Source organism: Streptomyces sp. cf386 (genome assembly GCF_900103585.1).
Lineage (GTDB): Bacteria > Actinomycetota > Actinomycetes > Streptomycetales > Streptomycetaceae > Streptomyces.
The window spans coordinates 34,562-50,508 of sequence record NZ_FNHV01000030.1; the positions used below are offsets into that span (position 1 = coordinate 34,562).

Genomic DNA, 15,947 nt, shown 5'->3' on the forward strand with positions numbered 1-15,947 from the left:
AGCACCTCACCTCGTCGCACCTCGCATGAAGCCGTTGTAGATGAACCGCTGCAGCACCAGGAAGACGATCAGCGTCGGCAGGATCACCAGCACCGCTCCTGCCGAGATCGTTTCCCAGTGGGCGCCGAACGGGCCCTTGAAGCGGAACAGGGACGTCGAGATCACGCCAAGGTCTTCCGACGGCATGTAGAGGAACGGGATGTAGAAGTCGTTGTAGGTGGTGATGCCCTTGACGATCACCACCGTGGCGATGGCCGGCTTCAGCAGCGGGAAGATGATCCTGCGGTAGATCGTGAAGGCGCCTGCGCCGTCCAGGCGGGCCGCCTCGTCCAGTGACGTCGGGATCGAGCGGACGAACTGCAGGAAGATGTAGATCGAGACGATGTCCGTGCCCATGTAGAGGACGACCGGCGCCCACAGGCTGTCGAACATGCCGAAGCTGTTGACGATCTGGAAGGTCGCCACCTGGGTCGTGACGCCGGGGACCAGGGCGGCGATCAGGAACAGGGCCACGACCAGCTTCCTGAAACGGAAGGTGAAGCGGTCGATGGCGTACGCCGTCATCGAGCCGATGAGGACCGTGCCGCCGATGGCGAAGAGCAGGATGACCGCCGTGTTGGCGAAGGCCGAGAGCATACGGCCGTCCTGGAACGCGGTCGCGTAGTTGTGGAGGTTCAGCAGGTCGTCGGGGAGGGCGAGGGCTCCGCTGCCGTTCGCCATCTCCTGCTCGGACTTGAGGGATGTCAGGAGTACGGCGGCCAGCGGGAGCAGGACCACGACCGTCGCGCCGACCAGGGACAGGTACATCAGGGTGCGGGCCACTGCGCTGCGCGTCATGCGAGGTCCACCTTGTCGTCGGGGACGAGACGCCGCTGCACCCAGGTCACCGCCAGGACGATCAGCAGCAGCACGACCGCGGCGGCCGAGGCGAGCCCCGTCTTGTTGAACTGGAAGGCCAGCTTCACGGTCTGGATCACGAAGGTCTCGGTCCCGGTCGCCCCGCCGGTCATGATGTACGGGATCTCGAAGACCGAGAGCGAGCCGGAGATCGAGAGGATGACGGTCAGCGACAGGACCGGCTTGATGCCCGGCGCGATGATGTGGCGGAACTGGTGCCAGCGGTTCGCGCCGTCCAGTTCGGCCGCCTCGTACAGCTCCCCCGGGATGGACTGGATCGCGCCCAGGAAGAGGACGAAGTTCAGGCCCAGGTAGCGCCAGACGGAGACGGCGGCCAGCGAGGTGTTCGCCGACTCCGGGGTGCCGAGCCAGGCCCGGTCCGTCTCCACTCCGAACAGGCCGAGGACGGAGTCGAGGGTGCCGCCGTCCTGGAAGAAGTAGAGGAAGACGAAGCCGATCGCCACCCCGTTGATCAGGTACGGGAAGAACAGCACGCCCTTGAAGAAGTTCCGGAAGCGGACGTCGAAGCTCAGGATCGTGGCGAAGTAGAGCGCGGCGACTATCTGGAAGACCGAGGCTGCCAGGTAGTAGCCGCTCACCCAGAAGACCTCGAACAGGTCGGAGCGGGTGAAGAGTTCGGCGTAGTTCTCGGCGCCCGTGTAGTGCAGCTCGGGGCTCACTCCGTCCCAGTCGGTGAAGCTGTACGCGACCATGTTGGCGATCGGCGCGTAGGTGAAGACGATCAGCAGGGCGAGCGGCGCGAACAGGAAGAGCCAGGGGGTGGCCCCGCGCCGCAGACGTGCCGTGCGCGGGGCGGGGGCCGGTTCGGGGGCGGCGTCCACCGCCCCCGTGGGGGCCTTGGCGGGCGCCTGCCCGGTCGTCGTGTCCGTCATCAGGACCCCAGCGACTTCTGGGTCTCGGTCCACTTCTCGCCGAGGCCGTTCAGGAAGTCGTCCAGGTCGCCCTTGGTGGCGCCGCGGGCGAGGTCGACGAGGTCCTGGCGGTAGTCGGGCTTGTAGATGCCGATCTCGGACTGGTTGTCGATGGACTTCACCTCGGCGCCCTTGCTGTCGTCGAGGTCGAGGATCCTGACCCCGGCCTCCTCGTACGGCTTGAGGATCGCGGGCAGCGGGTCGGCCTTGAGCGGGGACAGCGCGAGGTTGTCCGCCGCGTAGCCGGACTTGTCGGTGAACCAGTCGATCCAGGCGCGGGCCGCCTCCTTGTGCTCGGAGTGGACGTTGACGGCCTGGTTGTAGTCGGGCTGCGCCACCGCGCAGAACGTGCCGTTCTGCTGGGCCGGGAAGGGCATGAACCCGATGTCGTCCGGGTCGGCGCCGGCCTGCTTCGCCGCGCCCTGCATCTGGATGACCGCCCAGGAGCCGAGCCACATCGTGGCGATCTCGCCCTTCGCGATCCGGGGCTTGGACGCCTCCCAGTTGGTGGTCGTCGGGTCCTTCTCGACGAGCCCCTCGTGGACGATGTCGTAGAGCAGCGTGTCGGCGGTGCGCACATCGGCGCCCTCGGCCCACGGGTCGCCCTCGGCGAGCTCGGTGGTGGCCTGTTCGTCGCAGCTGACCGAGCCGTTGACCTGCGTCCACTGGGTGAGCGGCCACATGTCCTTGAAGTTGGTGTAGTACGGGATCGCGTCGGTCTTGGACTTGATCGCCTTCAGGTCGTCGAGGAACGCGGCCGGTGTGGTGGGCCAGTCGGTGATCCCGGCCCGCTGCCAGACCTTCTTGTTGTAGATGAAGCCCGGCACCGCGCCGAGCGGGCTCTGGCCGTAGACCTTGCCGTCCACGGCGGTGTAGTCGGTGAAGCGGTACTTCTTGCTCCGCTCCGACCGACTGCCCAGCGAGGCGAAGAACCTGGGGTAGTCCTTCTTCTCGATCACGGCCGGGATCATGAGGACGTCGCCGTAGTTCTCCGTGTTCATACGGATCTTGACTTCGCCCTCGTAGTCGGTGATGGCGTCGAACTCGACCTTCACCTTGGGATACGTCTTGCTGAACTCGGCGGCGTACTTCTTCATCGTCCCGTCCTGCACGAGGTCGGTCCGGTGGGTGAGAACCATGATGGTGCCGCTCACCTTTGACGGGTCGTCGGCCGCTCTGGCCTCCGCCCCCTTCGAACTTCCTCCGGTGCCGGTGCACGCCGAGAGCAGCAGGGCACCTGTGGTGACGGCGAGGACTGTACGGCGGTTCATGTGCATCAGCTCCGTTCTCGGGACGGACGAGCACGAGCGGGTTGGCTGGTTCCGAACTCTGACAACGTTTTCTTAACCGGTAAAGTCCGTATCTCGCCAACGATGCCGAACTGTTTCCCAGCCCTGGGCTATATCGGTTTAGGAGTGCGCGCATGCTTCAGGCCACACCGCTCACCGACGGATGGATCCTGCGACACCCTGAGGGCGCGGCAGCGGTGCTTCCGGCCGCCGTACCCGGCTGTGTGCACACCGATCTGCTGGCGGCGGGGGTGATCCCGGACCCGTTCCTCGGGCGGGGCGAGACCGAGGTGGCCTGGGTGGGGCGACGGGACTGGACGTACGAGACCGACCTGGACACAGCGTCCGCCCATGAGCAGACCGACCTGGTCTTCGACGGGCTCGACACCGTCGCCGAGATCTCGCTCGACGGCCAACTCCTCGGCCGGGTACGGAACATGCACCGCTCGTACCGCTTCGACGTGACCGGGCTGAGCGGGCGGCTCTCGGTGCGTTTCGTCTCCGCGTATGCCGAGGCCGAGGCCGTGCGCGGCAAGCTGGGCGAGCGGCCCGCCGCCTATGCCGAGCCCTACCAGTACCTCCGCAAGATGGCCTGCTCCTTCGGCTGGGACTGGGGGCCGACGCTGGTGACGGCCGGGATCTGGCGGCCGGTGCGGATGGAGCAGTGGTCGACGGCACGGATCGCCCGGGTGCGGCCCCTGGTGTCCGTCGAACAGGGCACGGGACACGTCGAGTTGGCGGTCGACGTCGAGCGGACCCGGGTCGAGGCGCCGCTCACCGTCGAGGCGACGGTCGGCGGGGTGCGGGCGCGGGCGGAGGTCGACGGGGCGAGTGGGGTCGTGCGGCTGGACGTGCCGGACGTACGGCTGTGGTGGCCGCGTGGATACGGCGAACAGCCGCTGTACGACGTCGAGTTGGTGCTCCTGCACGGCGAGGACACCTTGGACCTGTGGCGACGGCGGATCGGCTTCCGGACCGTCGAGCTGGATCGCCGGGCCGACGCCCACGGCACCGGGTTCACCCTCGTCGTCAACGGCGAGCGGCTGTTCGCGCGGGGCGTCAACTGGATCCCGGACGACGTGTTCCCGTCCCGGGTGACCCGTGAGCGGTACCGGGAGCGGCTGCGGCAGGCGGCCGATGCGGGCGTCGATCTCGTACGGGTCTGGGGTGGCGGGATCTATGAGAGCGAGGACTTCTACGACGCCTGCGACGAGATGGGGCTGCTGGTGTGGCAGGACTTCCCGTTCGCGTGCGCGGCCTATCCGGAGGAGCAGCCGTTGCGCGGGGAGGTGGAGGCCGAGGCCCGCGAGAACGTCGTACGGCTGATGCCGCATCCCTCGCTGGTGCTGTGGAACGGCAACAACGAGAACCTGTGGGGGTTCCGGGACTGGGGCTGGGAGCCCCGGCTGGCCGGGGACTCCTGGGGCGAGGGGTACTACCTGGGCGTACTGCCGCGCGTGGTGGCCGAGTTGGATCCGACGCGGCCGTACACGGCGGGGAGTCCCTGGTCCGGTTCGTGGGAGCGGCATCCGAACGATCCGGCGCACGGCACGCATCACTCCTGGGAGGTCTGGAACCGGGAGGACTACGCCGAGTACCGCGCGAACGTGCCGCGATTCGTGGCCGAGTTCGGCTGGCAGGCGCCGCCCGCGTACGCCACGCTGCGGCGGGCGCTGCCCGGTGAGGAGCTCGCGGCGGACTCCCCCGGCATGCTGCACCACCAGAAGGCCGAGGACGGGAACGGGAAGCTGAGGCGGGGCCTGGAGCGGCATTTCGCCTTTCCCCAGGGGAATTTCCAGGGGAATTTCGAGGGGGACCCCAAGAGCGACTTCGATCGCTGGCACTACCTCACGCAGGTCAATCAGGCGCGGGCCGTGGCGGCCGGGATCGAGCACTGGCGGTCGCACTGGCCGGTGTGCGCGGGCACGGTCGTCTGGCAGCTCAACGACTGCTGGCCGGTGACGTCCTGGGCGGCGATCGACGGGGACGGGCGGGAGAAGCCGCTCTACCACGAGCTGCGGCGGCTGTACGCCGACCGGTTGCTGACGCTTCAAGTGCGGGAGCGAGGGCTGATGTTGGCCGTCGTCAATCAGGCCGCCGGGGAGTGGGCGGGGGCGGTGCTGCTGCGGCGGATGTCGGTCGAGGGGGTGGTGGCCGGGGAGGCGAGTGTGGGGTTCGGTGCGGAGGGGCGGGCGGTGGCTCTGGTCGCCGTACCGAAGGAGCTGGAGCCTGTCGGGCCGAAGGAGTTCCTGGTGGCGGACGCGGACGGTCTGCGGGCCGTGCACTTCCCCGCGCCGGATCGGGAAGTGCCGTATCCCCGGCCGGAGTTCGAGGTGGCGATCGTGCCCGGTGGCATCAAGGTGACGGCCCGCACCCTCGTCCGGGATCTACTGCTCCAGGCCGACCGGCTGCATCCGGACGCGCGGGCGGACCGAGGGCTCGTCACGCTGCTGCCCGGCGAAGAGGTGACCATCGGTGTGCACGGCTGGGAGACTCCTGACGCCAACGCCAACGCCAACGCCGCCCGGTCCGCCCTGTACTGCATGGAGCCCGCCCGATGACCGCCCTGCCGAGTCCTCGCGTCACCATCAAGGACGTCGCCGCCCGGGCCGGTGTGTCCAAGGGCGCCGTGTCCCTCGCCTTCAACCACAAGCCGGGGCTGTCGGAGGCGACCCGGGACCGGATCTTCCAGGCCGCCCGGGAGTTGGGCTGGGCGCCGAACCTGACGGCGCGGACGCTGGCCGGGTCGCGGGTGGACGTGGTGGGTCTGGCGATCTGCCGGCCGGCCCGGCTGCTCGGTCTCGAACCCTTCTACATGGAGTTCGTCTCGGGAGTGGAGAGCGTCCTGGCCGAGCACTCCTGCTCGCTGTTGCTGCGGCTCGTGCGGAACGTGGAGGAGGAGGTGGGACTGCAGGAGGCCTGGTGGCGGGGGCGGCAGATCGGTGGGTCGATCCTGGTCGACTTCCGGCCCGACGATCCCCGGGTGCCGGCGGTCGAGCGGCTCGGGATGCCGGTGGTGGCGGTCGGGAACCCGTCGCTCACGGGCGAGCTGACGTCGGTGTGGACCGACGACGCGACGGCCGTGACGGAGGCGGTGCGGTATCTGGCCGCGCTGGGGCATCGGCGGATCGCGCGGGTCGGGGGTGCGGCGGCTCTCGGGCACACCTCGATCCGTACGGCCGCCTTCGACGAGGCGGCACGGGGTCTGGAGCTGGCGGGGGCATGGCAGGTCGCGACCGACTTCTCGGGCGACGCGGGCGCCCGGGCCACGCGGTCCCTGCTGACGGCGTCCCCGCCGGACCGGCCGACGGCGATCGTGTACGACAACGACATCATGGCGGTGGCCGGGTTGTCGGTGGCGGCCGAGATGGGGCTGTCGGTGCCGGGGGATGTCTCGCTGCTGGCGTGGGACGACTCGCAGCTGTGCCGGCTCACGCATCCGACGCTGTCGGCGATGAGCCATGACGTGCACGGATTCGGGGCGGATGTGGCGCGGACGCTGTTCGGGGTGATCACGGGCGACGGGCCGGGATCGCATCCCGTGCCCACTCCCGTACTGACTCCGAGGGGGTCGACGGCACCCCCGAGGTGACACTCGAAGCGAACCCCGGAGCGAACCCCGAAGTGACCCCCGGGGTGTGACCTTCGCCGCTCCCGCCCCCAGGACTGTGCAGCTACGTTACCCGTAAGTAGCATGGGCACCTGAGCGCGCGCTCAGCGTGCCGCGCAGCAGTAGTGCCATCCCGCACCCTGGAGGAGAGCCATCGTGCCTCGTACCGTCAGGGATGTCGTCTTCGTAGACGGCGTCCGCACCCCGTTCGGCAAGGCGGGCCCGAAGGGCATCTACCACGAGACCCGCGCCGACGACCTCGTCGTGAAGGCGATCCGGGAGCTGCTGCGCCGCAACCCCGGTCTCGACCCGAAGCAGATCGACGAGGTCGCCATCGCCGCGACCACGCAGATCGGTGACCAGGGCCTGACCCTCGGCCGCACCGCGGGCATCCTCGCCGGTCTCCCCCAGTCGGTCCCCGGCTACTCGATCGACCGCATGTGTGCCGGCGCGCTGACCGCCGTCACCTCCGTCGCGGGCTCCATCGCCTTCGGCGCCTACGACGCCGTCATCGCCGGTGGTGTCGAGCACATGGGCCGCCACCCGATGGGCGAGGGCGTGGACCCGAACCCGCGCTTCGTCAGCGAGAAGCTGGTCGACGAGTCCGCCCTGTTCATGGGCATGACCGCCGAGAACCTGCACGACCGCTACCCGACGATCACCAAGCTGCGCGCCGACGAGTACGCGGTGCGCTCGCAGGAGAAGGCCGCCAAGGCGTACGCCAACGGCAAGATCCAGCAGGACCTGGTGCCGATCTCGGTCCGCCGCACCAACGCCGAGGCCGGTGAGACGGGCTGGGGCCTGGTCACCGCCGACGAGCCGATGCGCCCGGGCACCACGCTGGAGAACCTGACCGGCCTGAAGACCCCGTTCCGCGTCCACGGCCGGGTCACCGCCGGTAACGCGGCCGGTCTGAACGACGGCGCCACCGCGTCGATCATCGCGAGCGAGGACTTCGCCCGCGAGAACAACCTGCCGGTCAAGATGCGCCTCGTCTCCTACGCCTTCGCGGGCGTCGAGCCGGAGGTCATGGGCTACGGCCCGATCCCGGCCACGGAGAAGGCCCTCGCCAAGGCAGGCCTGTCCATCGAGGACATCAACCTCTTCGAGATCAACGAGGCCTTCGCGGTCCAGGTCCTCGCCTTCCTGGAGCACTACGGCATCGCCGACGACGACGCCCGCGTCAACCAGTACGGCGGCGCCATCGCGTACGGTCACCCGCTGGCCTCCTCCGGCGTCCGGCTGATGACTCAGCTGGCCCGCCAGTTCGAGGAGCAGCCGGAGGTCCGCTACGGCCTCACCACCATGTGCGTCGGCTTCGGCATGGGCGCGACGGTCATCTGGGAGAACCCGCACCACAAGGACGCCGGAGGCGACAAGTGAGCACCACCGAACTCCTGAAGGGCGCCGCCGAGCTGTTCCCGGACGAGGTCGTGACGTCCGCGCACGTACGCCACCTCGACCTGCCGTTCGGCGCCGGGCGCTTCGCGCTCATCACGCTGGACAACGGCTTCGACCACACCAAGCCGACCACCTTCGGCCCGCAGTCGCTGGCGAACCTCAACACCGCCATCGACCAGGTCGAGGCGGAGGCCGCGGCCGGCGACATCGTCGGTGTCGGCATCACCGGCAAGCCGTTCATCTTCGCGGTCGGCGCCGACCTCAAGGGCGTCGAGCTGCTGAAGGAGCACAAGGACGCGCTGGCCATCGGCAAGGGCGGCCACGAGGTCTTCAAGCGGCTGTCCGGCCTCGCGGTCCCGACCTTCGCGTACTACAACGGTGCCGCCATGGGCGGTGGCGTCGAGGTCGGTCTGCACTGCAAGTACCGCACCGTGTCGAAGGCGCTCCCGGCGTTCTCGCTTCCCGAGGTCTTCCTCGGTCTGGTCCCCGGCTGGGGCGGCTGCACGATCCTTCCGAACCTGATCGGCGCCGACAAGGCCGTCTCGGTGATCATCGAGAACAGCCTCAACCAGAACAAGCAGCTCAAGGGCCAGCAGGTCTTCGACCTGGGCATCGCCGACGCGATCTTCGAGGGCGCCGACTTCCTGGAGCAGTCGCTGATCTGGACGGCGAACGTCCTCAAGGGCGACGTCGAGGTCGAGCGTCCGGTGATCGACCGCGGTGAGGCCTGGGACCAGGCCGTCGCCAAGGGCCGCTTCATCGCGGACAGCAAGGTGCACGGCGCCGCTCCGGCCGCCTACCGCGCCCTCGACATCATCGCCGCCGCCAAGAACGGCGACCTGCAGCAGGGTTACGACGCCGAGGACAAGGCCCTCGCCGACCTGATCATGGGTGGCGAACTGCGCTCCGGCATCTACGCCTTCAACCTGGTGCAGAAGCGCGGCAAGCGCCCGGCCGGCGCCCCGGACAAGAACCTGGCGCGCCCGGTCACCAAGGTCGGCGTCGTCGGCGCCGGTCTGATGGCCTCCCAGCTCGCGCTGCTCTTCCTGCGCCGCCTGGAGGTCCCGGTCGTCCTCACGGACATCGACCAGGAGCGCGTCGACAAGGGTGTGGGCTACGTCCACGCCGAGATCGAGAAGCTGCTCGGCAAGGGCCGTATCAACCAGGACAAGGCCAACCGCCTCAAGGCCCTGGTCAGCGGTGTGCTGGACAAGGCCGAGGGCTTCGCGGACGCGGACTTCATCATCGAGGCCGTGTTCGAGGAGATCGGCGTCAAGCAGCAGGTGTTCGCGGAGGTCGAGGCGGTCGCCCCGGCGCACGCGATCTTCGCGACGAACACCTCCTCCCTCTCCGTCTCGGAGATGGCGTCGAAGCTCAAGAACCCCGAGCGGGTCGTGGGCTTCCACTTCTTCAACCCGGTCGCGGTCCTTCCGCTGCTGGAGATCGTCCGCGGTGAGAAGACGGACGACGCCTCGCTGGCCACGGCCTTCGCCGTCGCCAAGAAGCTGAAGAAGACCGCGGTCCTCACCAAGGACGCCCCGGCGTTCGTCGTGAACCGCATCCTCACCCGCTTCATGGGCGAGATCCAGAACGTCATCGACGAGGGCACGTCCGTCGAGGTCGCGGAGAAGGCGGTCGAGCCGCTGGGTCTGCCGATGTCGCCGCTGGTACTCCTGGAGCTGGTCGGTCCCGCGATCGGTCTGCACGTCTCCGAGACCCTCAACCGGGCCTTCCCGGAGCGCTTCACGGTCTCCCCGAACCTCGCGGCCGTCGTCAAGGCGGGCAAGCGCGGCTTCTACGTCTACGACTCCGGCAAGCCGGAGCTGGACCCCGAGGTCGCCGCGCTGCTGAAGCAGGGCGATGTCGTCCTGACCGAGGAGCAGGTCCGCGACCGCGTCCTGGACGCGGTGGCCCAGGAGATCGGTCTGATGCTCGACGAGGGCGTCGTCGCCGAGGCCCAGGACATCGACCTCTGCCTGATCACGGGCGCCGGCTGGCCCTTCCACCTGGGCGGCATCACGCCGTACCTGGACCGCGAGGGTGTCTCCGAGCGCGTGAACGGCAAGAAGTTCCTGGCGCCGGGCGTGGCGAGCGTCCCCGCGTAAGCGCTCCGCTGTGAACGCCGGTGCCCCGCATGCCTGCTGGTGTGCGGGGCACCGGCGTTTTCACTCGCCGGTCGCGCGACGCGACGGGTCGACGGGCTCGTCGAGGGCGACGTGGTTGACGTGGGTGACGAGGCCCTAGACCTCCCGCCACGCCTCCAGCGCCAGCCCCGGCTCGTCCTTGCGCCGAGTGACCAGCAGCTGTCCCGTCGACGGCGACAACGTGGCCGCGACCACCCGCTCGTCCTCGTCCAGGGCCAGGGCGACCACCGCGTCCGCCGGCAGCTGCGGCCCCGACTCGGTCCACCACGCGCCCGCCGACTCCTGCTCCGTCGGATACGCGGCGAAGGCGACCCGGCCGCTCGCCGAGCGCTGGGCGAGCAGCGTGCAGTCGTGGTCGTCCAGCTCACAGCGGATCGCGGAGACCGGGCCGGGGCCGGCCGAGGCCAGCAAGGTGACCGGCTTGGTGCCGGGGCGCCAGGCGCACAGGTCGCCGGAGTCGTCGGCGTAGAAGAGGGTGGTGTGGTCCGCGGAGGTGGCCAGGGCCTGCAGGGTGCCCGGGCGGACCGGGGTCTCCATCGCCTCCTCCAGGACCGGCACGCTGCCCGGCTTCTCCTGCCGCCAGTGCAGGAGGGCGCCGGGAACGGCGGCATACAGCTCGACCAGCCCCGACTCCCCCGTCACGGCGGCCAGTCGGTCGTCGACCTCGCGTCCCTTGAGGTCGCGCCACGGACCCCAGCCGCCCACCTCCTTCTGGCCGCGCATGCTCACTCCGCCCGCCTTGTTGCGTACGAAGACATGGGAGCGTCCCTGCGCGTCGACCGTGACGGCCGGTGTGCCGGTGCGGTCGCCGCTGCTGTCCGGGTGGCCGATGGAGATCCAGTCCAGGGCGGCCAGGCGCGGGCGGAAGTGCGTGGAGTGGACCAGGCCCGCCTCGCCCGGCTTGGTGGGCCGCCAGCCGGCCAGATGGGCATAGGCGTCGGCGCCCTGGCCCACCGCGGGGCCGGGGCGCAGCTTCTGGTCGCCGCCGACCTTGCGCGGGGTTTCCCAGGGGCCGCCTGGTCCGAGTTCCGCCCGGCACAGGACGGCGTCGTCGGTCGGCAGATAGACGCTGAGGCGGCCGTCGCGGCCGCGGATGAGCCAGTCGCCGTTCACCTGTTCACTCTATTCGGGGTCCTGGCGGCTCTGCGGCCCGACCCCGGGCAAGCTGGATCACAGCAGCAACGTCCGTACGAGAACAGGAAGTCGACGTCATGACCGACAAGCTCACCGTGAGCGTTCTGGGCACCGGCATCATGGGCGCCGCGATGGCCCGCAACCTGGTCAAGGCAGGACACACCGTCCGCGCCTGGAACCGCACCCGCGCCAAGGCCGAGCCCCTTGCCGCCGACGGCGCGACCGTCACCGACACCCCCGCCGAGGCGGTCCGGGACGCCCATGTCGTCCTGACCATGTTGTACGACGGTCCGGCGACCCTGGACGTCATGCGTGAGGCGGCGCCCGCGCTGAGCCCCGGTGCCGTCTGGGTGCAGTCGACGACCGCCGGTATCGAATCCATCGCCGGCCTGGCCGCGTTCGCCGACGAGCTCGGCCTCGTCTTCTACGACGCCCCGGTGCTCGGCACCCGTCAGCCCGCCGAGGCCGGTCAGCTCACCGTCCTTGCGGCCGGGCCGGTCGCCGGGCGGGAGACGGTGACGCCGGTGTTCGACGCGGTCGGTGCCCGTACGGTGTGGACCGGCGAGGACGGCGGGGCGGGCACCGCGACCCGCCTCAAGCTGGTCGCCAACAGCTGGGTGCTCGCGGTCACCAACGCGGCCGGGGAGGTGCTGGCCCTCTCCAAGGCCCTCGACGTCGACCCCCAGCGCTTCTTCGAGGTGATCGACGGCGGCCCGCTCGACATGGGCTATCTGCGGGCCAAGACCGGCCTGGTGCTGAACGGCGGGCTGTCCCCGGCCCAGTTCGCCGTATCCACGGCCGCGAAGGACTCACGGCTCATCGTGGAGGCGGGCGAACGGTACGGCGTACGCCTGGACGTGGCCGAGGCGAGCGCGGAGCGCTTCGAGCGGGCGGCCGCGCTCGGGCATGGGCACGAGGACATGGCGGCGGCGTACTTCGCGAGCTTCGAGGAGGCGGAGGGGTAGGGGGTGCCGTGCGACCCTTGCCCCATGAACGATGACGTCCCCCTGCTCGTGATCGTCGACGCCGCGAACGTCGTCGGGTCGGTGCCCGACGGGTGGTGGCGGGACCGGCGGGGGGCCGCGGAGCGGTTGCGGGATCGGCTGGCGGTGGACGGGGTGCCCGGGAAGACGGGGCCCGTGGAGATCGTGCTCGTGGTGGAAGGGGCGGCTCGGGGAGTGGAGCCGGTGCCGGGGGTGCGGGTGGAGGCCGCCGCCGGGAGCGGGGACGACCACATGGTCGAGCTCGTCGCCGGGGCCGGTGGGCGGCCCTGCCTGGTGGTGACCGCGGACCGGGAACTGCGGCGGAGGGTGACGGAGTTGGGGGCGGAGGTGGCGGGGCCGCGTACGGTACGGCCCTGACGACGGGCGTACGCGGGTGCCGTGGACGACTGCTGCACGCGGGTGCCGTACGCCGACTCGGTACGGCTCACCGGGCCCGGCTCCGCGCATACAGCACCGCCCCCTCCACCACCCCCACCTCCTCGTACCCCGCCGCCAGGAACCGCCGCAGACTCGGCACCCGTTCCGGCCCGTACGGCTTGCCCCGCGAGTCGTCGACGACCAGCGCCGGCGCGCGCTCGGCCATCTCCTCCCGGAAGACCGCCCAGGCCCCGTCGACGGCGTACCGCTCGCCGACCTGCGGTGTGTCCCGCCCTCCGCTGTAGTTGGTGAGGAGCCCGGCCGTGAGGTACCGGCTCGCGGGCCTGCGCTCGGCCAGCCAGTACGTCTCGGGGTGTATGCCCCAGACCAGCACCCGGTCCCGTGGCTCCGTCCGGGCCGCCACCTCGTCCGCGAGCCGCCTCGCGTGGTCGAGGTCGGACCGGGGCGCGAGCAGGCCCCAGGCCAGGAACAGGGCGCAGCAGCAGGCCGAGGTCAGGAGGGCGCGGGTCAGGCGCTCGCGCGGGAGGGTCTGGAGGGCGGCCGTCGCCAACAGAGCGAGGGGCGGGAGGAGTTGGAGGTAGTAGTGGCCGAAGAAGTGGCAGCCGAGCACGACCGCCCCTGCGGACGCGGCCGGCCAGAGCCACAGGTCAGCCGTTCCGGTGCGGGTCGGCCGCAGGACCCGTAGCACCGGTGGGATCAGTCCCGCGCAGGCCGCCGTCAGGATCGCCGTGTTCGTCAGGCCCCGCGTCAGGACGTGCATCTCTGACCCGGCGAAGGAGGCGTACGCCCCCGATCCCGTGACCGTCCAGAACAGGAACCCCGCCGGGTCGGTCACCGCGGCCGCGCCCAGCACCGGCACGACGACCCCGACGCCCAGCCGCATCAGTCCCCCGGCCCGCACCTCCCCCGCCGACAGGCACAGCCACACCACGGGCACCAGCACCGCCCCGCCGGTCTGCTTGGCGAGGAACGCGCCCGCGACCGCCAGGCCGGCCGCACCCCACCGGCGCCGGTCGGCGCACCACATCGCCGCCGCCGTGCAGGGCAGCATGAACACCTCGAAGGTCGCGGCCTGGGCGTCCTCGGGGTTGAGCCCGACCGACACCAGCAGATACAGCACCCCGGCGGTCCCGCCCGCCCGGTCGCCCCAGCGGCGGCGCGCCAGCGAGGCCAGCAGCACGGCGGTCAGCAGCTGGGCCCCGACCGCCAGGACCCGCACCGAGGTGAGCGTTCCGGACCCGGCCACCGCGAACGCGGCCTCGTACAGCCACGGCACCAGCGGCGGCTTGCGGTCGACGACCGTCTCGTACAGCTCTCCGCCCTGCGCCAGCAGCCGTGCCTGTACGGCGAGATAGCCCTCGTCGGGGTTCCACAGCGGCCGGGTGAAGGAGGGGAGCCGGGTGACGCAGGCCAGCAGGGCCAGGGCGGGCAGCAGCCGTCTCCAGTAGCCGCGGTCCGCAGGCGGGTCGGACACGGAGCGTGGCGGTGCGAGGAGCCCGGCGAGCATGGGGTGAACGCTATCCGGCCCCGCAGTCCCTACCGAAGCGGGACATACGGGGCCGGGGCGTCGGGTGTAGGTCCACCCGTCAACCGCTGGTGCCGGCTACGGGGTGTCTCCCTTCGGCGGCTTCGCGACCTCATCGACGGTGGTCTCCTGGTGCAGGCCGAGGCGGCTGTGGGAGCGGCCGTAGAGGAAGTACACGACGGAGCCGATCGCCATCCAGATGGCGAACCGGACCCATGTCTCGGCGGGCAGGTTGATCATCAGCCACAGTGAGGCGCACACAGACAGGATCGGGAGGACCGGCACCCACGGGGTGCGGAAGGACCGGTGCAGGTCGGGGCGGGTCTTGCGGAGGATGATCACGCCGATGGCCACGACCACGAAGGCGAACAGGGTGCCGATGTTCACCAGGGCGGCGAGTTCGGTCAGCGGGGTGAAGCCGGCGAGGATCGCGATGATCACGCCGAGCAGGATGGTCGGCCGGTGCGGGGTCTTGAACCGCGGGTGGACGTGGGAGAAGAAGCGCGGCAGCAGTCCGTCGCGGCTCATCGCGAAGAAGACGCGGGTCTGGCCGAGGAGCAGGATCATGCAGACCGTGGTCAGGCCGACCGCGGCGCCGAAGCTGATGAAGCCCGCGAACCAGGGGTGTCCGGTCTCCTTGAAGGCGTCGGCGAGCGGGGCGTCGACGGACAGCTTGCTGTAGTGCTGCATGCCCGTGACGACGATCGACACGGCGACGTACAGCGTGGTGCAGATGAGGAGGGAGCCGAGGATGCCTCGGGGCATGTCCCGCTGCGGGTTCTTGGTCTCCTCGGCGGCCGTGGCCACGACGTCGAAGCCGATGAAGGCGAAGAACACGACCGAGGCGGCCGTGAAGATGCCCATGACGCCGAAGTTGGACGGAGCCCAGCCGAACATCAGCTGAATGAGGGGCGCGTCGAGGTTGCTCCCCGCTTCCACTGTCTGCGCCTTCGGGACGAACGGGTCGTAGTTGGCGCCCTCGATGAAGAAGGCACCCGCGATGATCACGGTCAGGACGACGGCCACCTTGATGGCGACGACCACGGACGTGATCCGCGCGGACAGCTTCATGCCGAGGACGAGGATGAAGGTGAGGACGAGGACGAGTGCGGCGGCGAGGATGTCGAAGCCGAAGGCGTCGGCGCCCTCTCTGCTGCCCAGAGTCGCGGGCATGTGCCAGCCCGCGTTGTCCATGAGCGACTGGATGTAGCCCGACCAGCCGACGGCCACCACCGCCGTTCCGAGTGCGAACTCCAGGACCAGGTCCCAGCCGATGATCCAGGCGGGCAGTTCGCCGAGGGAGGCGTACGAGAACGTGTACGCGGACCCGGCGACCGGGAGTGTGGACGCGAACTCGGCGTAACAGATCGCGGCCAGCGCACAGGCGACACCGGACACGACGAACGCCAGGGCCACCGCGGGCCCGGCGTTGTTCTTCGCGACGGTGCCGGTGAGCACGAAGATGCCGGTGCCGATGATGACGCCGACGCCGAAGACGGTCAGATCCAGCGCGGACAAGGATTTCTTGAGCGCGTGCTCCGGCTCCTCGGTATCGAGGATGGACTGCTCGACTCTCTTCGTCCGGAAGATTGTGTTGGTCACGGTCATTACCTCCCACGCTTGTCGTCCTCGA

At 70.1% G+C, this 15,947-nt stretch carries 12 protein-coding genes; 6 read left to right on the forward strand and 6 right to left on the reverse strand.

Annotated elements, in window-relative coordinates; all coding sequences use genetic code 11:
- Nucleotides 1-6: 6 nt before the first annotated feature.
- Genes BLU79_RS43105 through BLU79_RS43115 form a run of 3 tightly spaced genes read right to left on the reverse strand, consistent with a single transcriptional unit; the run spans nt 7 to nt 3,100 of the window.
- Nucleotides 7-837: a carbohydrate ABC transporter permease gene (locus BLU79_RS43105; RefSeq protein ID WP_093911513.1), complete on the reverse strand. Its 831-nt coding sequence runs from the start codon at nt 835-837 to the stop codon at nt 7-9.
- Entirely contained in the window at nt 834-1,790 is a 957-nt protein-coding gene (locus tag BLU79_RS43110) for a carbohydrate ABC transporter permease (RefSeq protein ID WP_093911514.1), read from the reverse strand. Before BLU79_RS43110 ends, BLU79_RS43105 begins: the two co-directional genes overlap by 4 nt.
- Nucleotides 1,790-3,100 carry an ABC transporter substrate-binding protein gene (locus BLU79_RS43115; protein WP_093911551.1) on the reverse strand — a complete coding sequence of 437 codons (1,311 nt, stop codon included), beginning with the start codon at nt 3,098-3,100 and terminating at the stop codon, nt 1,790-1,792. The genes BLU79_RS43110 and BLU79_RS43115 overlap by 1 nt, the downstream gene beginning before the upstream one ends.
- Nucleotides 3,101-3,252: 152 nt before the next feature.
- On the opposite strand from BLU79_RS43115, the gene BLU79_RS43120 reads away from it, so the two are divergent.
- From BLU79_RS43120 to BLU79_RS43135, 4 genes are all read left to right on the forward strand, one after another.
- Nucleotides 3,253-5,679, forward strand: a complete 2,427-nt coding sequence (locus tag BLU79_RS43120) for a glycoside hydrolase family 2 protein (RefSeq protein WP_093911515.1) — start codon at nt 3,253-3,255, stop codon at nt 5,677-5,679.
- The gene (locus BLU79_RS43125; protein ID WP_093911516.1) at nt 5,676-6,710 is read left to right on the forward strand and encodes a LacI family DNA-binding transcriptional regulator; all 1,035 of its coding nucleotides are present in this window, start codon (nt 5,676-5,678) and stop codon (nt 6,708-6,710) included. Before BLU79_RS43120 ends, BLU79_RS43125 begins: the two co-directional genes overlap by 4 nt.
- A 174-nt stretch (nt 6,711-6,884) precedes the next feature.
- On the forward strand, nt 6,885-8,111 hold the full coding sequence (locus BLU79_RS43130) for a thiolase family protein (protein ID WP_093911517.1): 1,227 nt from the start codon (nt 6,885-6,887) through the stop codon (nt 8,109-8,111).
- On the forward strand, nt 8,108-10,234 hold the full coding sequence (locus BLU79_RS43135; RefSeq protein WP_093911518.1) for a 3-hydroxyacyl-CoA dehydrogenase NAD-binding domain-containing protein: 2,127 nt from the start codon (nt 8,108-8,110) through the stop codon (nt 10,232-10,234). Before BLU79_RS43130 ends, BLU79_RS43135 begins: the two co-directional genes overlap by 4 nt.
- 135 nt (nt 10,235-10,369) lie before the next feature.
- Here BLU79_RS43135 and BLU79_RS43140 read toward each other — a convergent pair whose 3' ends face one another.
- Nucleotides 10,370-11,386: a PLL family lectin gene (locus tag BLU79_RS43140; RefSeq protein WP_093911519.1), complete on the reverse strand. Its 1,017-nt coding sequence runs from the start codon at nt 11,384-11,386 to the stop codon at nt 10,370-10,372.
- 98 nt (nt 11,387-11,484) lie between these two features.
- Here BLU79_RS43140 and BLU79_RS43145 point away from each other — a divergent pair, with 98 nt between their 5' ends.
- Nucleotides 11,485-12,372: an NAD(P)-dependent oxidoreductase gene (locus tag BLU79_RS43145; protein WP_093911520.1), complete on the forward strand. Its 888-nt coding sequence runs from the start codon at nt 11,485-11,487 to the stop codon at nt 12,370-12,372.
- Nucleotides 12,373-12,396: 24 nt separating this feature from the next.
- Nucleotides 12,397-12,768 (forward strand): PIN domain-containing protein, encoded by a 372-nt coding sequence (locus BLU79_RS43150; RefSeq protein ID WP_093911521.1) that lies wholly within the window; start codon nt 12,397-12,399, stop codon nt 12,766-12,768.
- A 67-nt stretch (nt 12,769-12,835) separates the two neighbouring features.
- Here the strand turns inward: BLU79_RS43150 and BLU79_RS43155 are convergent, their stop codons facing one another.
- Entirely contained in the window at nt 12,836-14,296 is a 1,461-nt protein-coding gene (locus BLU79_RS43155) for an ArnT family glycosyltransferase (protein ID WP_093911522.1), read from the reverse strand.
- A 96-nt stretch (nt 14,297-14,392) separates the two neighbouring features.
- Nucleotides 14,393-15,916, reverse strand: a complete 1,524-nt coding sequence (locus tag BLU79_RS43160) for an amino acid permease (protein WP_093911552.1) — start codon at nt 15,914-15,916, stop codon at nt 14,393-14,395.
- Nucleotides 15,917-15,947: the final 31 nt, after the last annotated feature.